At 56.2% G+C, this 15,218-nt stretch carries 6 protein-coding genes and 4 rRNA genes; 4 read left to right on the plus strand and 6 right to left on the minus strand.

Annotated features, from left to right (window positions below):
* Positions 1-59 precede the first annotated feature (59 nt).
* Genes ACEN8R_RS23465 through ACEN8R_RS23480 form a run of 4 tightly spaced genes read left to right on the plus strand, consistent with a single transcriptional unit; the run spans position 60 to position 5,690 of the window.
* A complete protein-coding gene (locus ACEN8R_RS23465; RefSeq protein WP_019582916.1) occupies positions 60-836 on the plus strand; it encodes a DUF3050 domain-containing protein in 777 nt (258 codons plus the stop codon).
* On the plus strand, positions 833-1,762 hold the full coding sequence (locus tag ACEN8R_RS23470; RefSeq protein ID WP_018930305.1) for a diiron oxygenase: 930 nt from the start codon (positions 833-835) through the stop codon (positions 1,760-1,762). Before ACEN8R_RS23465 ends, ACEN8R_RS23470 begins: the two co-directional genes overlap by 4 nt.
* A gap of 13 nt (positions 1,763-1,775) precedes the next feature.
* Positions 1,776-5,192 carry a non-ribosomal peptide synthetase gene (locus tag ACEN8R_RS23475; RefSeq protein WP_018930306.1) on the plus strand — a complete coding sequence of 1,139 codons (3,417 nt, stop codon included), beginning with the start codon at positions 1,776-1,778 and terminating at the stop codon, positions 5,190-5,192.
* 30 nt (positions 5,193-5,222) lie between these two features.
* On the plus strand, positions 5,223-5,690 hold the full coding sequence (locus tag ACEN8R_RS23480; RefSeq protein ID WP_018930307.1) for an SRPBCC family protein: 468 nt from the start codon (positions 5,223-5,225) through the stop codon (positions 5,688-5,690).
* 121 nt (positions 5,691-5,811) lie between these two features.
* Here the strand turns inward: ACEN8R_RS23480 and ACEN8R_RS23485 are convergent, their stop codons facing one another.
* The 6 genes from ACEN8R_RS23485 to ACEN8R_RS23510 all read right to left on the minus strand — a co-directional run bounded on the left by ACEN8R_RS23485 (position 5,812) and on the right by ACEN8R_RS23510 (position 15,216).
* The gene (locus ACEN8R_RS23485) at positions 5,812-7,692 is read right to left on the minus strand and encodes a methyl-accepting chemotaxis protein (protein WP_018930308.1); all 1,881 of its coding nucleotides are present in this window, start codon (positions 7,690-7,692) and stop codon (positions 5,812-5,814) included.
* A gap of 407 nt (positions 7,693-8,099) precedes the next feature.
* A 5S ribosomal RNA gene (rrf, locus tag ACEN8R_RS23490) occupies positions 8,100-8,215 on the minus strand.
* A 107-nt stretch (positions 8,216-8,322) separates the two neighbouring features.
* A 5S ribosomal RNA gene (gene rrf / locus ACEN8R_RS23495) occupies positions 8,323-8,438 on the minus strand.
* A gap of 168 nt (positions 8,439-8,606) precedes the next feature.
* Positions 8,607-11,498: ribosomal RNA gene (locus tag ACEN8R_RS23500) — 23S ribosomal RNA — on the minus strand.
* 316 nt (positions 11,499-11,814) lie between these two features.
* A 16S ribosomal RNA gene (locus tag ACEN8R_RS23505) occupies positions 11,815-13,353 on the minus strand.
* Together the 16S, 23S and 5S rRNA genes form the textbook arrangement of a ribosomal RNA operon.
* Before the next feature lie 642 nt (positions 13,354-13,995).
* Positions 13,996-15,216: a CaiB/BaiF CoA transferase family protein gene (locus tag ACEN8R_RS23510; RefSeq protein ID WP_018927225.1), complete on the minus strand. Its 1,221-nt coding sequence runs from the start codon at positions 15,214-15,216 to the stop codon at positions 13,996-13,998.
* Between the last annotated feature and the right edge of the window lie 2 nt (positions 15,217-15,218).

Below are 15,218 nucleotides of genomic sequence, written 5' to 3' on the forward strand. Positions count from 1 at the left end.
CCGTTACTTATTGATCAACACCCCCTCAACGGTATTCCAGATCACTTATAGGCTCGCTCATGAAACCGACTAAAGATCGTCTTAATCAGAAGAAAGCAGAACTTAGTGCGCACCCGATCTTTTCTGAAATACATTCGTTATCGGTGCTTCAACGCTTCATGGAAACCCATGTGTTCGCAGTGTGGGATTTCATGTCGCTGACCAAACGCCTGCAACAGGAACTGACCTGCGTTCAGCTGCCCTGGCTACCGCCACGAGATCCGCAGGCCGCGCGTCTGATCAACGAGATCGTGCTCGGTGAAGAGTCCGATGATCGTCCCGCCCAAGGTCACTACAGCCATTTCGAGTTGTACCTGGATGCGATGCGCGAAGTCGGTGCAAGCACGGTCGCCGTCGAACGCTTCGTGGCGTTGCAAAAAGAAGGCGTGAGCTACGACGTGGCCTTGCAAAGCGTGGACGTCGACCCGGCGGCCGCACAGTTCGTACGCCACACCTTGCACACCGCGTTGCATGCGCCGGGGCATAGTGTGGCGGCGGCGTTTCTGCACGGCCGCGAGAGTGTCATCCCGCAGATGTTCCAGCGGATTCTCGACGACTGGGGCATTGGCATCGAACAAGCGCCGACCTTCCGTTACTACCTGGAACGGCACATCGAAGTCGACTCCGAAGACCACGGCCCGGCGGCGGAAAAACTCCTCGCACGCCTGGTCAATGGCGATCCGCAGCGCGAAGAAGACGTATACGCCAGCGCCATCGCCGCCGTGGAAAGTCGCATCGCGCTGTGGGACGGCTTGCGCCTGAGCATGAGCGAACCGGTTGCCGAGGTGAACGCATGAACGCCGCCGACTACCAATCCTTCGCCGACGCCTGGGAAAGCCGCGCAACCATTCGCACCCGCCCCCGGCGTGTGCTGGAGAACGACGACAAGCTGATCTATCCGCTGAGCCGCCAGCCGCTGGTGCTGAGCGAAACCTTCCTGCGCGAATGCCCGGAACAACGGGATTTCGCCCTGGTACAGACGCTCTACAAGTTCATCAATGACGTGGTGATTTTCGAAACCGAGATCGTCGACAAGACCGCCCGCAGCATCGCTAAAAACCGCTTCAGCGTGGCGTTCCCGTTCGCCTGTCGCTACGACGCCATGACCGTGGTGGTGGACGAGGATTACCACGCCCTGGTGGCCATGGACTTCATGCAGCAGACCGTCGCCATGACCGGCATCACCCCCATCGAACTGCCGGATGAAATCGAACTGAGCCGTGCCATCCCGGCGGCCGTGGCCCTCGCACCGGAGCACCTGCGCAGTGCCGTGGAACTGATCTGCGTGGCCATCGCCGAGAACACCGTGACCGGCGATGTGGCGGCGTTCGCCAAGGACGACACGGTCAAGCAATCGATCAAAGGCCTGATGGCCGACCACTTGCTGGACGAGGGCCGTCATTCCGGGTTCTGGTCGCGGTTGGTGCGCATCTACTGGCACACCGCAAGCGAAGACGATCGCCAGTGCATCGCGCACATCCTGCCGGTGTTCATCGGCCATTACCTGACCAACGACATCCAGAAGTCCTTCGACTTCCGCCTGATCGACGCCTTGCAGATCAGCGACGCAGCACGTCAGGCCCTCAAGAGCGAAATGTCGGGGCTGGCCTTCCCGATCAATCGCCATCACCCGCTGGTCGCCAACATCGTGCGGTTTTTCCGCAGCAGTTCGCTGCTCGATTCACCGTGCGTGCAAAGCGCCCTGAGCGACTACCTGGTTTAACGAGGAGAACATCATGAGACGTCTCGATATTTTGCTCATCGGGCAAAGCCAGGCCCTGACCGAACTGGCGCTGGAGCTCGAACAACACGGTCATTCACTGGCGCGACTTGCGAATGTGGAAGAACCACCGCCAGGCCTATTTGATTTGCTGATCGACGATGCGAGCCTGCCATTTCGGGACTTCGGCAATGCGCCGCACCTGATGCTGCAAGTGGGTGTCGGGGTGCCGGGAACTAGCGGGCTGCCACCGCTGGACCTGCTGTGCACGTACAACTCGACGCCGTTGAGTCGCGTGCCGGTCGCCGAAGAGTTGTCCGGCAACGGCCAGGCATTGCGCCTGCGAGCGGTGGCCGAGCTGGTCGATCATGTGGCGCTGCTGGTCAGCCGCTTCTCCCGGGATGCCGACTATTTCCTGCAGGCCGAGCCGACGATTTCCGCGCACTTCGAACAGGTGGAAAACCTGCTGTTTTTAGAGCACCTGGCCTTCGTCCACCGTCTCAACAACACGGCAGAACCACGACTTCTGCAACTTGGGCAGATCCCGATGATCGAGCGGCTTGAACAGCGCTTTATTCAGTCTGCCGAGCGTGCGGCGCTGAACATCGCCGGCACGTCGCTGACCTATCGAGAACTGCACGCCCACAGCCGCGCCATCCAACAGCGATTGCAACCGTTGCTCGATCAGCATCAAGGGCCTCTGGTGGTCGGAGTTTGCCTGCCAAAATGCAGTGCGTTGTATGCGGGGATTCTGGCGATCCTCGGCAGCGGTGCGGTGTACCTGCCGCTGGAGCCGAGCCACCCGCTGCAACGTCAGCAGTACATTCTGGAAAACGCTGGAGCGGTGTTGTTGCTGCATGACGGAGAGCATCCACTCAGCGAGACGATGCCGGGGCTGGACATCAGCCGTATCGACAGCGGCGATGTGAACCTCGATCAACCCTTGATGCGCCAACGCCCCGATCTCGACGCGCCATGCATGGCGCTCTACACCTCGGGCACCACAGGTCACCCCAAAGGCGTGCTGCTCAGCCAGGCCAACCTCGCGCACTTCACCGCGTGGTACGCCGACTACGTGCAGCTGACCGAACAGAGCCGGGCGTTGCAGTTTTCATCGTTGAGTTTCGACTCGTCATTGATCGATATCTTCCCGACCCTGCTGCAGGGTGCAGAGCTGATCGTGCCCAACGAGGACCAACGTCGCGACCCGCTGCAACTGGTCGAGCTGATCCGCCACCAACAACTCAGCCATGCCTTTTTGCCGCCAGCCTTGCTGAGCATCCTGCCGCTGGATCAGTTGCAGGTCCTCGATCATGTGATGACCGGCGGCGATGTCTGCGAACCCTACGTAGTCCAGCAACTGACCCGCCAAGGCAATCTCTACAACCTCTATGGCCCGACCGAAGCCACGGTGCTGATCACCGCGCGGCAACTGCGTACCGGCGACAGCAACCGGACCCTCGGTGCACCGATTGCCAACAGTCAGGTGCTGATCCTTGATGAGGATTTGCAACCGGTGACCGAGCAAACCGTCGGTGAGTTGTACATCGTCGGCCCGGGGGTGTGCCTGGGTTACCTGAACAATCCGCAGCAGACTGCCGAACGCTATCTGAACCTGCACCTGCCGAACGGCCAGAGCCTGCGCGCCTACCGCTCCGGCGACATGGCCAAGTGGACCGCCGACGGTATCGAGCTGTGCGGACGGCGAGACAATCAGGTGAAGATTCGCGGCTTTCGGGTCGAGCCGGAAGAGATCGAACGCTGCCTGCGCGACAGCCAGCTATACCGTCAGGTGGCAGTGGTCATCGATTGTCATCGACGGATTCTGGCCTTTCTCGCGCAACCCCAGGAAGCGCAACCCGGTGCCGCTCGCGAAGCCTTGAAAGCCCATGCGATGCAGTTTCTGCCGGACTACATGCAGCCGATCGCCTGGACTGAACTGGCGAGCATGCCGTTCGCCAGCAACGGCAAGGTCGACCGCAAAGCGCTGCTGGAATTGCCCGTCAACGTGACCGAAAACAGCCCACGGTGTTTGCCCGCCAGCGCCGATGAAGCGCTGTTGTTGGAAATCTGGGCTGAGCTGCTGGAGCTACCCGCCAGCGACATTTCCACCGACGAAAGCTTCTTCAACCTCGGTGGGCACTCGATCCTGCTGTCGCGCATGCTCCTGCGTTTGCGTGAGGAGTTCGGCCGCAGTATCTCGATCAACCGCTTCATCGAACTACCGACGATTGCGAAGCTGGCGACGTTGGTGCGCGGCTCCGGGACCGAGGAAGTGTTGAGTGAAAAAGCCCTGGCCGATGCCTTCCGTGAACTGGACATCGAGCCGCTGCCGATCAGCCGAATGGGCGATGTGCACAAGGTGATCGTCACCGGGGCCAACAGCTTTGTCGGTGTGCATATCGTCGAAGCGCTGCTGGCCTGGGGCGCCAGCGAAGTGGCGTGCCTGGTGCGCGATGGCGGTGGGCAATCGGCGGCGCAACGCTTTGCGGATGCGTTGCGGGAAAACCGCCTGGAGCATCTGGACCTGAGCCGGGTGCAGGTTTACGCGGCAGACATCACTCGCCCGCAACTGGGGCTCAGCGAAGCGGTTTACGAACGGCTGGATCGAGAGTTCGGCGCACTGGTGCACAACGCCGCCAACGTCAATCACGTCCTCGATTACGAGTCGTTGGCGCGGGATAACGTCGAACCGATTTTCGAGTGTCTGCGCCTGTGTGAAGGACGCAGCAAGAAGATCTTCAACTTCGTCTCGACGCTCTCGGCGTCCAGCACGATTTCCGACGATGGCCGGGTGCTGGAGTTGCCCGCCGCGCAGACACCGCCGATCTACATCAAGAACGGCTACAACCTGTCCAAATGGGTCGGCGAGCGGATCCTCGAAAGGGCGCGGGAACGTGGGGTTAAGGTCAATCTTTATCGCCCCGGCAACATCAGTTTCAACAGCCTCACCGGCGTCTGCCAGCCCCACAAGAATCGCCTGATGCTGATGCTCAAGGGCTCGATCCAGCTCGGTCAGGTACCGGAGTTCGCACTGAATTTCGACTTGATGCCGGTGGATTTTCTCGCCCGTTTCATCGCCTTCCATGCCAGCCGTTACCAGGCCGAAAAAGCGGTGTTCAACCTGCACAACCCCGAACCCCTGAGCTGGGACACCTACGTGGCTTCCTTTCGCGAAGCCGGTCGGGAGTTCTCGATGGTCAGCGTCGCCGACTGGCAGCAGCAATTGGGCCGGGTCGACAGTGATAACGCGCTGTTTGGCGTGCTGGGTTTCTACCTCAACGGCTTCGAGGAAGACATCGGCGACATCTCGATGATTGGCCACGACAACGCCCAGGCCGGTGTACGGCAGATGGGCGCGCACTACCCGGAAAAATCCCCGGCGCTGCTGCGACGCGGCTGCGACTACCTCAAAGAAATCAACTTCATCTGATTCACCCTAACCCCGCACGGAGCAAAAAACATGAATACTCTGCAACCCGATACCCTGATCAAAAACCCTCAAGGCTGCCACGTTGTGTCTTCGGTGGAAGTACCGGCCGACGCGGCGCGAGTCTGGACAGTGGTCGGCAATTTTGCCGGCTTCGACCGATTCATTCCGGCGCTGTCGCACATCGAGATGACCGGCGAAGGTGTGTCGTCGCTGCGCAAGAAGTTCTTTAAGGACGGCAACCTGGTGGTCGAGCAGCTCAACTCCCGCAACGACCAGGCGCTGAACATGACCTGGACCACGATCTACAACACCTTGGGCGTGGCCAATTTGTGGGCAGCGATGAGTGTGGAATCCCTGGGTACAGACAACTCGCGGGCGACCTGGACGATCATTGCCGAGCCGGCCCAGGGCGGCGCCGAGGCCCTGCCAGGGTTCAAGCAGTTCGTTCAGGGGTTTGCCGATGATGCGATGGGGAATGTGGTGAAGCTGTTTGTGTAGCACTTCGGTTCAGCGGTGACTGATCTACCGCTATCGCAGGCAAGCCTCGCTTCTACAGGTTAGCTCTTGTAGGAGCGAGGCTTTCACGCGAAGAACGATAACGCGATCCTACTGACCTCAATCAGATCTTGAAGCTATCAACCAGTTGCTTCAAACGATTGGCCTGCTGGGACAGCGCATCACAATCCTTCAATGTTTCATTGAGGTTGGCCACGCTCTGCTGGTTCAGCAGGTTGATCTGGTTGACGTCGACGTTGAGGGTTTCGACCACGGCCGTCTGCTCTTCGGTCGCCGCGGCCACCGATTGGTTCATGCCGTCGATTTCGCCGATGCGTTGGGTCACGCTGACCAGTCGCAGGCCGGCCTGGTTCGCTACTTCGACGCTCTGCTCGCTGGACACCTGACTGGCGTTCATCGTAGTCACCGCCTCGCGAGAACCGATCTGCAGCGAGCTGATCATCTTGTGGATCTCTTCCGCCGACTCCTGGGTGCGATGAGCCAGGTTGCGCACCTCATCCGCCACTACCGCAAAACCACGACCGGCCTCACCGGCACGGGCCGCTTCGATGGCCGCGTTGAGCGCCAACAAATTGGTCTGCTGGGAGATGCCTTTGATCACATCCAGAATGTGGCCGATGTTGTCGGTGCTCGCGTTCAGGGTTTCGATCTGCGTGCAGGACAGGCTGATTTTCTGCGACAGCTCGGTCATGGCCTGGATGGTTTGTTCCACCACCTGACGGCCGTCATCGGCCTGCTCGCTCGCGCCGCTGGCGTGTTGCGAAGCATCAGCGGCATTGCGGGCGATTTCCTGGGTGGCGGCGCCCAATTGGTTGATCGCCGCGGCCACGCTGTTGGTGCGGGCGCTTTGTTCGTCGGAGCCGATGATAGAAGCGTTGGACGATGCCATCACCCGTTGCGACAGATCATGAACCTGGCGGGTCGCCGAGGACACTTCGCAAATCGATGCGTGAATCCGCTCCACGAACTGGTTGAAGGAACCACCCAACTCGCCGAACTCGTCTTTGCTTTCTACGACCAGACGACGGGTCAGGTCGCCCTCGCCCTGAGCGATGTCCTGCATCGCACGGCCCATCGTGGTCAGCGGACGCATCAGCACGTTGATCAGCAAGCTCAGCAGCACGGCAATGGCCGTCACAGCGATGAACATCGCGATCAGCGCCGAGGTGCGGAACTGGCTCAGTGGTGCATAGGCCTTGGCCTTGTCGATCGATAGACCAACGTACCACTCGGCATTCGGCAAACCGCTCACCGGTGTGAACGAGAGGATGCGGTCCTGCTTGTTCAGTACGACTTCCTGGATGCCTTTCTCGATGCGAACACTGGAACCCGGATAGATGTCTTTCAGGTTCTTCATCACTTGGTCTTTGTCCGGACTGACGATCACCTGACCGTCGGCACTGACCAGGAATGCGTGACCGATACCACCGAAGTCCACCGAGTTGATGATTTTCACCAGGGTTTCCAGGCTCAGGTCACCGCCGACCACGCCCAGCAGTTCGCTGTTCTTTTTCACCGGTATGGCAACGGTCACCACCAGCCCGCCGACCGCCGCCATATAAGGCGGGGTCAGCATGGTCTTGTCGGCGACCACGGCTTGTTTGTACCAGGGGCGCTGACGCGGATCGTAGCCGTCTGGCATCTTCGCGTCGGGGCGCTGGGTGAACATGCCATTGGCCTGCCCGACGTAGGTGAACTGGAAGTTCGAGGTGAGGGCCGGTTGATCGACCAGCCCTGGCAAGTCAGCATTGGCACCCTGATGGGCGACGTTCTGCGCGAGGTTTTCCAGGACCAGCACGCGGCCGCTCATCCAGTTCTGCACGCTGCTGGCAGTCAGGTCGCCTGCTTGCTCAACGGAGGACTCGATGTTCTGCCGAATGGTGTTTCGTTGCAGATAGTCGTTGTACAAAGTGAACAACGCAAACGCCAACACCACGACGCCTGAAGCGGCCAGCAGGATTTTATGGCTGAACTTGAGATTCATTTCATGGGACTTCTTATGCCAAAAGTGGGGATGCGTTCCGGGTTGCAACATTCCATGTAACAGCGCAGACGGCATTCTGAAGCCGCTCTACTTTGGTGCACGCATGTCTCACCAGTCTTTCGGCACGAGCGGGAGAAAACTTAAGGATTTGTACAAAACTCGCCAGATAACCGCCGAACGGCGTGCTAGAAGGGACGGATTATTGGGCTTACCGCACGTCATGATCGCGGTGTTGGGTGTTTTGGCTGTGGTGTAACGATGAGGGGGGGTCTATATCTGATGCTACTGGCTCGAAGGAGTAGCGAGACACGCAGACCTGGATTTGACCCGCTTCAGACTTAGACTTCTATAAGCCCAGAAAGACAAAACCCCTGTCTGCATAAGCAGACAGGGGTTTCGGAATTTAATCTTGACGATGACCTACTCTCACATGGGGAAACCCCACACTACCATCGGCGATGCATCGTTTCACTTCTGAGTTCGGGATGGGATCAGGTGGTTCCAATGCTCTATGGTCGTCAAGAAATTCTGTGACCAGCCCGTTACAGCGGTAACGTGCCAGCAAAATTGGTGACTTCTACTAAAACAAAACCCCTACCTGCATACGCAGATAGGGGTTTCGGAATTTAATCTTGACGATGACCTACTCTCACATGGGGAAACCCCACACTACCATCGGCGATGCATCGTTTCACTTCTGAGTTCGGGATGGGATCAGGTGGTTCCAATGCTCTATGGTCGTCAAGAAATTCGGGTACCGAACCGTCTTTCGACGCTTCAGCAAATTGGGTATGCGATAGTTTGTGCGGTTTTTGTGAATGCTTGCGAACTTTCGGTTCATTGCGTCTTCACACACCGCAATCTGGTGCCCTTTCGCTTTTCAGCTCGAAGCATACAAATTGCTTGGGTGTTATATGGTCAAGCCTCACGGGCAATTAGTATTGGTTAGCTCAACGCCTCACAGCGCTTACACACCCAACCTATCAACGTCGTAGTCTTCGACGGCCCTTCAGGGGACTCAAGGTCCCAGTGAGATCTCATCTTGAGGCTAGTTTCCCGCTTAGATGCTTTCAGCGGTTATCTATTCCGAACATAGCTACCCGGCAATGCCACTGGCGTGACAACCGGAACACCAGAGGTTCGTCCACTCCGGTCCTCTCGTACTAGGAGCAGCCCCTCTCAAATCTCAAACGTCCACGGCAGATAGGGACCGAACTGTCTCACGACGTTCTAAACCCAGCTCGCGTACCACTTTAAATGGCGAACAGCCATACCCTTGGGACCGGCTTCAGCCCCAGGATGTGATGAGCCGACATCGAGGTGCCAAACACCGCCGTCGATATGAACTCTTGGGCGGTATCAGCCTGTTATCCCCGGAGTACCTTTTATCCGTTGAGCGATGGCCCTTCCATACAGAACCACCGGATCACTAAGACCTACTTTCGTACCTGCTCGACGTGTCTGTCTCGCAGTCAAGCGCGCTTTTGCCTTTATACTCTACGACCGATTTCCGACCGGTCTGAGCGCACCTTCGTACTCCTCCGTTACTCTTTAGGAGGAGACCGCCCCAGTCAAACTACCCACCATACACTGTCCTCGATCCGGATAACGGACCTGAGTTAGAACCTCAAAGTTGCCAGGGTGGTATTTCAAGGATGGCTCCACGCGAACTGGCGTCCACGCTTCAAAGCCTCCCACCTATCCTACACAAGCAAATTCAAAGTCCAGTGCAAAGCTATAGTAAAGGTTCACGGGGTCTTTCCGTCTAGCCGCGGATACACTGCATCTTCACAGCGATTTCAATTTCACTGAGTCTCGGGTGGAGACAGCGCCGCCATCGTTACGCCATTCGTGCAGGTCGGAACTTACCCGACAAGGAATTTCGCTACCTTAGGACCGTTATAGTTACGGCCGCCGTTTACCGGGGCTTCGATCAAGAGCTTCGCGTTAGCTAACCCCATCAATTAACCTTCCGGCACCGGGCAGGCGTCACACCCTATACGTCCACTTTCGTGTTTGCAGAGTGCTGTGTTTTTAATAAACAGTCGCAGCGGCCTGGTATCTTCGACCGGCGTGGGCTTACGCAGTAAATGCTTCACCCTCACCGGCGCACCTTCTCCCGAAGTTACGGTGCCATTTTGCCTAGTTCCTTCACCCGAGTTCTCTCAAGCGCCTTGGTATTCTCTACCCAACCACCTGTGTCGGTTTGGGGTACGGTTCCTGGTTACCTGAAGCTTAGAAGCTTTTCTTGGAAGCATGGCATCAACCACTTCGTGTTCTAAAAGAACACTCGTCATCAGCTCTCGGCCTTAGAATCCCGGATTTACCTAAGATTCCAGCCTACCACCTTAAACTTGGACAACCAACGCCAAGCTGGCCTAGCCTTCTCCGTCCCTCCATCGCAATAACCAGAAGTACAGGAATATTAACCTGTTTTCCATCGACTACGCTTTTCAGCCTCGCCTTAGGGACCGACTAACCCTGCGTCGATTAACGTTGCGCAGGAAACCTTGGTCTTTCGGCGTGGGTGTTTTTCACACCCATTGTCGTTACTCATGTCAGCATTCGCACTTCTGATACCTCCAGCAAGCTTCTCAACTCACCTTCACAGGCTTACAGAACGCTCCTCTACCGCATCACCTAAGTGATACCCGTAGCTTCGGTGTATGGTTTGAGCCCCGTTACATCTTCCGCGCAGGCCGACTCGACTAGTGAGCTATTACGCTTTCTTTAAAGGGTGGCTGCTTCTAAGCCAACCTCCTAGCTGTCTAAGCCTTCCCACATCGTTTCCCACTTAACCATAACTTTGGGACCTTAGCTGACGGTCTGGGTTGTTTCCCTTTTCACGACGGACGTTAGCACCCGCCGTGTGTCTCCCATGCTCGGCACTTGTAGGTATTCGGAGTTTGCATCGGTTTGGTAAGTCGGGATGACCCCCTAGCCGAAACAGTGCTCTACCCCCTACAGTGATACATGAGGCGCTACCTAAATAGCTTTCGAGGAGAACCAGCTATCTCCGAGCTTGATTAGCCTTTCACTCCGATCCACAGGTCATCCGCTAACTTTTCAACGGTAGTCGGTTCGGTCCTCCAGTCAGTGTTACCTAACCTTCAACCTGCCCATGGATAGATCGCCCGGTTTCGGGTCTATTCCCAGCGACTAGACGCCCTATTAAGACTCGCTTTCGCTACGCCTCCCCTATTCGGTTAAGCTCGCCACTGAAAATAAGTCGCTGACCCATTATACAAAAGGTACGCAGTCACCCAACAAAGTGGGCTCCCACTGCTTGTACGCATACGGTTTCAGGATCTATTTCACTCCCCTCTCCGGGGTTCTTTTCGCCTTTCCCTCACGGTACTAGTTCACTATCGGTCAGTCAGTAGTATTTAGCCTTGGAGGATGGTCCCCCCATATTCAGACAAAGTTTCTCGTGCTCCGTCCTACTCGATTTCATTGACAAGAGATTTTCGCGTACAGGGCTATCACCCACTATGGCCGCACTTTCCAGAGCGTTCCGCTAATCTCAAATCAACTTAAGGGCTAGTCCCCGTTCGCTCGCCACTACTAAGGGAATCTCGGTTGATTTCTTTTCCTCAGGGTACTTAGATGTTTCAGTTCCCCTGGTTCGCCTCTTGCACCTATGTATTCAGTACAAGATAACCATCTTATGATGGCTGGGTTCCCCCATTCAGACATCTCCGGATCAAAGTCTGTTTGCCGACTCCCCGAAGCTTTTCGCAGGCTACCACGTCTTTCATCGCCTCTGACTGCCAAGGCATCCACCGTATGCGCTTCTTCACTTGACCATATAACCCCAAGCAATCTGGTTATACTGTGAAGACGACATTCGCCGAAAATTCGCATGCTCAATTAAGAGCAACTCACAAATTTTACCTTAGCCTGATCCGTTACCAGTGAAAGTAACGTTCAGTCTATCTTTCTATCACATACCCAAATTTTTAAAGAACGATCTAATCAAAAGACTAGAAATCAATATTCACAGCGGAATATTCATTTCTAAGCTTTAACGATTCAAGGCCACCTCACATGGTCAGCCTATCGTCTTCTTCAATGAATCAAGCAATTCGTGTGGGAACTTATGGAGCAGCTGATGTCGTCGATTAAGGAGGTGATCCAGCCGCAGGTTCCCCTACGGCTACCTTGTTACGACTTCACCCCAGTCATGAATCACACCGTGGTAACCGTCCCCCCGAAGGTTAGACTAGCTACTTCTGGTGCAACCCACTCCCATGGTGTGACGGGCGGTGTGTACAAGGCCCGGGAACGTATTCACCGCGACATTCTGATTCGCGATTACTAGCGATTCCGACTTCACGCAGTCGAGTTGCAGACTGCGATCCGGACTACGATCGGTTTTATGGGATTAGCTCCACCTCGCGGCTTGGCAACCCTCTGTACCGACCATTGTAGCACGTGTGTAGCCCAGGCCGTAAGGGCCATGATGACTTGACGTCATCCCCACCTTCCTCCGGTTTGTCACCGGCAGTCTCCTTAGAGTGCCCACCATTACGTGCTGGTAACTAAGGACAAGGGTTGCGCTCGTTACGGGACTTAACCCAACATCTCACGACACGAGCTGACGACAGCCATGCAGCACCTGTCTCAATGTTCCCGAAGGCACCAATCCATCTCTGGAAAGTTCATTGGATGTCAAGGCCTGGTAAGGTTCTTCGCGTTGCTTCGAATTAAACCACATGCTCCACCGCTTGTGCGGGCCCCCGTCAATTCATTTGAGTTTTAACCTTGCGGCCGTACTCCCCAGGCGGTCAACTTAATGCGTTAGCTGCGCCACTAAGAGCTCAAGGCTCCCAACGGCTAGTTGACATCGTTTACGGCGTGGACTACCAGGGTATCTAATCCTGTTTGCTCCCCACGCTTTCGCACCTCAGTGTCAGTATCAGTCCAGGTGGTCGCCTTCGCCACTGGTGTTCCTTCCTATATCTACGCATTTCACCGCTACACAGGAAATTCCACCACCCTCTACCATACTCTAGCTCGACAGTTTTGAATGCAGTTCCCAGGTTGAGCCCGGGGATTTCACATCCAACTTAACGAACCACCTACGCGCGCTTTACGCCCAGTAATTCCGATTAACGCTTGCACCCTCTGTATTACCGCGGCTGCTGGCACAGAGTTAGCCGGTGCTTATTCTGTCGGTAACGTCAAAACAATTACGTATTAGGTAACTGCCCTTCCTCCCAACTTAAAGTGCTTTACAATCCGAAGACCTTCTTCACACACGCGGCATGGCTGGATCAGGCTTTCGCCCATTGTCCAATATTCCCCACTGCTGCCTCCCGTAGGAGTCTGGACCGTGTCTCAGTTCCAGTGTGACTGATCATCCTCTCAGACCAGTTACGGATCGTCGCCTTGGTGAGCCATTACCTCACCAACTAGCTAATCCGACCTAGGCTCATCTGATAGCGCAAGGCCCGAAGGTCCCCTGCTTTCTCCCGTAGGACGTATGCGGTATTAGCGTTCGTTTCCGAACGTTATCCCCCACTACCAGGCAGATTCCTAGGCATTACTCACCCGTCCGCCGCTCGCCACCAGGTACAAGTACCCGTGCTGCCGCTCGACTTGCATGTGTTAGGCCTGCCGCCAGCGTTCAATCTGAGCCATGATCAAACTCTTCAGTTCAAACATCTTTGGGTTTTTAAGAAACCCTAAACTTGGCTCAGCAATCGTTGGTTACATCTTTGATTTCTCGCGGAGTAACTTGTGATGCTGATAATCTTGTTGACTATCAGTCTGACTCCACAAGCACCCACACGAATTGCTTGATTCAGTTGTTAAAGAGCGGTTGGTTAAGAGCTTTCGTCTCAACCGAGGCGCGCATTCTACAGCAGCCTCTGTTGCTGTCAAGCGGTTATTTTCAGAAGTTTTCAAAGTTTCCTTTGCAACTTCAACCACTTGCGCTTCCGATCTCTCGTTAGCGGGAGGCGAATTCTACAGCGTTAGTCGCTGCTGTCAACACCTCTTTTTCTCCGCTTTCGACCGAGAAGATCGAACCGTCAATAAGGCGACAATACCCTGCCTTACCAACTCCTTCTGGCTTCGATGAACTGAAGCATAACCGCTGTCAAAAACTGCGTAACTCGTTGTTTACCAAGGAGTTTTCCGTTTCGACTGCGCCGGAAGTGGGGCGAATTATAGACGTCCAGAATCTGCCGTCAACCTCTAATTTGGCTTTTCTATCAATAGCTTGCAGAAAGCCGGAAAACCGCCCGTTTTCCTTCTATAGAGGAGAGCAAAACCACTCCCTCTATATAGAAGAGGACTTCAGAGCACCCCCGCCTCTTTGAAAGCAGCGACTGCACCGGCATCCAGACCCAATACCCGCTGCAAAACCTCCAGTGTGTGCTCACCCAATAAAGGAGGTGCGCTACGGTACTCCACTGGCGTCTCGGACAGGCGTATCGGGCTCGCAACTTGAGGTACGATCCCGGCCAAAGCATGAGGCAGCTCAATAGCCAACCCTCGAGCCTGAACCTGAGGGTCGGCAAACACCTGGGCCAAATCATTGATCGGCCCACACGGCACGCCTGCCTGCTCCAACTGCGTCACCCATTCAGCAGTGGTCTTGAACACGGTCGCCTGGCGGATCAGCGGGATCAGCACCGCCCGATTTGCCACCCTTAACTTATTGGTCGCAAAACGCGGATCATCCGCCCACTGCGGCTGCCCGGCCACCTCCGCAAATTTGCGGAACTGCCCATCATTACCCACGGTAAGGATGAAGTCGCCATCGGCTGTAGGGAAGTCCTGATAAGGCACGATATTCGGATGGGCGTTGCCCAGGCGCTTAGGCGCAATGCCCGTAGTCAGGTAGTTCATCGCCTGGTTCGCCAGACACGCCACCTGAACGTCCAGCAATGCCATATCAATGTGCTGACCGCTGCCACCATGATCCCGATGAGCCAGCGCAGCCAGGATCGCTACCGTTGAATAGAGTCCAGTCAGAATGTCTGTCAGCGCCACGCCAACTTTCACCGGGCCTGCACCTTCATCTCCTTCGGGGCGACCGGTCAAACTCATCAGACCGCCCAAGCCCTGGATCATGAAGTCATAACCCGCACGCTTGGCATACGGGCCGGTCTGACCGAACCCGGTGATCGAGCAATAGATCAGCTTCGGATTGGCCACCTTTAGCGACTCGTAGTCCAGCCCATATGCCGCAAGACCACCGACCTTGAAGTTCTCGATGAGGATATCCGACTTCGCCGCCAACTCACGCACCAGCCGCTGCCCCTCTGGTCGCGTGAAGTCGATGGTCACCGATTGCTTGTTGCGGTTGGCGGACAAGTAATAAGCCGCCTCGCTGGTGTTCTCGCCATAAGCGTCCTTAAGGAACGGAGGCCCCCAGGCACGCGTGTCATCGCCATTACCCGGGCGCTCGACCTTGATGACGTCAGCGCCAAGGTCCGCAAGAATCTGCCCGGCCCAAGGCCCGGCGAGCACCCGCGACAAATCCAGTACCCGTAGATGCGAAAGCGCGCCCATGG

Source organism: Pseudomonas sp. Pseusp15 (assembly GCF_059492165.1).